Source organism: Xanthomonas sp. SHU 199 (assembly GCF_000364665.1).
Taxonomy (GTDB): domain Bacteria; phylum Pseudomonadota; class Gammaproteobacteria; order Xanthomonadales; family Xanthomonadaceae; genus Xanthomonas_A; species Xanthomonas_A sontii.
The window spans coordinates 1-1,906 of sequence record NZ_AQOI01000341.1 but is presented as its reverse complement, the minus strand read 5'-3'; the positions used below and the strand labels follow the sequence as shown (position 1 = coordinate 1,906).

Here is a 1,906-nt window from a genome sequence, read left to right as displayed (position 1 = left end):
CACGCTCGACGCCGAGGCCTGGCTGCGCCTGCAGCCGCTGGAGCGCGCGCATGACGGCGCCGACGACTACGCGCCGACGATGGCCGCGGTGGACCGCAGCGCCGCCGACTGGGCGCAGCGCCACGGCCAGGCCACCGGTCGCTTCACCGATACGCTGGCCGGCGCGAGCTGGTGGTTCCTGCCGGTGCGCCACGAGCGCGGCACCATCGGCGTGGTCGGCTTGCGCTTCGGCGCCGGCGTGCAGCGCCCGGGCCTGGAGCAGCAGCGCCTGGCCGAGGCGATGGTGGAGGACATCGGCCAGGCCGCGCTGCGCACGCGGCTGGTCGCCGACCTGGAGAGCGCCCGTGTCAGCGGCGAGACCGAGCGGCTGCGCTCGGCCCTGCTGTCCTCGGTCTCGCATGACCTGCGCTCGCCGCTGGCGGCGATGATCGGCGCGGCCAGCAGCCTGTCCAGCTACGGCAAGGCGATGGACGCGGAGGATCGCCGCAGCCTGCTCGACACCATCCAGATGGAAGGCGAACGCCTGGACCGCTACATCCAGAACCTGCTGGACATGACCCGGCTTGGTCACACCGGGCTGACATTGAACCGCGACTGGATCGGCGTGGACGAACTGATCGGCTCGGCCGCGCGGCGCCTGCAGCGCTACCAGCCGCAGGTGCGCCTGGACATCGCCCTGGCCGCCGAGCTGCCGACGCTGTGGGTGCACCCGGCGCTGGTCGAGCAGGCGATCTTCAACGTGCTGGAGAACGCGGCCAAGTTCTCGCCGGCGGATGCGGCGATCCGGGTGGCCGCGGGCATGGTCGAGGGCCGCCTGCGCATCGACATCAGCGACCGCGGCCCGGGCATTCCCGAGGACGAGCGCGCGCGCATCTTCGACATGTTCTACAGCGTCGAGCGCGGCGACCGCGGCCGCCATGGCACCGGCCTGGGCCTGACCATCTGCCAGGGCATGATCGGCGCGCACGGTGGCAGCGTCGAGGCATTGCCGGGCCCCGATGGCCGCGGCACCACGATCCGCATTACCCTGCCGCTCATCGAACCCGCCGCGCCGCCGTCCCGCCCCGATGCCGACTGAGTCCCACGCCGATCCGATTCCGCCGCCGCGCGTGCTGGTCATCGACGACGAGCCGCAGATCCGCCGTTTCCTCGACATCAGCCTGCGCGCGCAGGGCTACCGTGTGCTGCAGGCCGACACCGGCGCCGCCGGCCTGGCGCAACTGGCCGCGCACGGCGCCGAACTGGTGGTGCTGGACATCGGCCTGCCCGACCAGGACGGGCACAGCGTGCTGCGCGAACTGCGGCAATGGTCGTCGGTGCCGGTGATCATGCTCACCGTGCGCGCCGGCGAGGACGAAAAGGTGCAGGCGCTGGACGCCGGGGCCAACGACTACGTGACCAAGCCGTTCGGCGTGCAGGAACTGATGGCGCGCATCCGCGTGCTGCTGCGCATGCAGCCGGTGGCCGGCGAGGCCGAGCCGGTGTTCGACGACGGCCACCTGCACATCCACCTGGGCCTGCGCGAAGTGCGTCTTGAAGGCGAAGCGCTGCCGCTCAGTCGCAAGGAGTACGCGCTGCTCGCCCTGCTGCTGCGGCACAGCGGCCGCGTGGTGACGCAACCGCAACTGCTGCGCGAACTATGGGGCCCCACCCACCAGGACGACACCCACTACCTGCGCATCCTGGTCGGCAAGCTGCGGCAGAAACTCGGCGATAGCGCCGTGGCCCCGCGCTACATCGCCACCGAGCCGGGCGTGGGGCTGCGCTTCATCGGCGTGCAGTGCCCGTCCGCGTGATCTGTCGTGGCGGCCTCGCCTGGATCTGCGTAGGAGCGGCTTTAGCCGCGACCGGGGCATTACCGGCGAAGTCAGGTCGCGGCTGAAGCCGCTTGTGTCAAATAAGGGTC

Annotated in this window: 2 protein-coding genes; both read left to right on the top strand. The window is 71.5% G+C overall.

The genetic code is table 11. The annotated features are described in order from the left end of the window. A partial coding sequence (locus D183_RS0111875; RefSeq protein WP_017909183.1) for a sensor histidine kinase occupies positions 1 to 1,078 on the top strand: 1,078 nt, incomplete at its 5' end. Beyond that, positions 1,068 to 1,796 carry a response regulator gene (locus D183_RS0111870; protein ID WP_017909182.1) on the top strand — a complete coding sequence of 243 codons (729 nt, stop codon included), beginning with the start codon at positions 1,068 to 1,070 and terminating at the stop codon, positions 1,794 to 1,796. The genes D183_RS0111875 and D183_RS0111870, both read left to right, overlap by 11 nt. Positions 1,797 to 1,906 lie beyond the last annotated feature (110 nt).

Bases quoted from the DNA above. Each gene is read 5' to 3' on its own strand.
- D183_RS0111870 (WP_017909182.1), top strand. From the start codon at position 1,068: ATGCCGACTGAGTCCCACGCCGATCCGATTCCGCCGCCGCGCGTGCTG.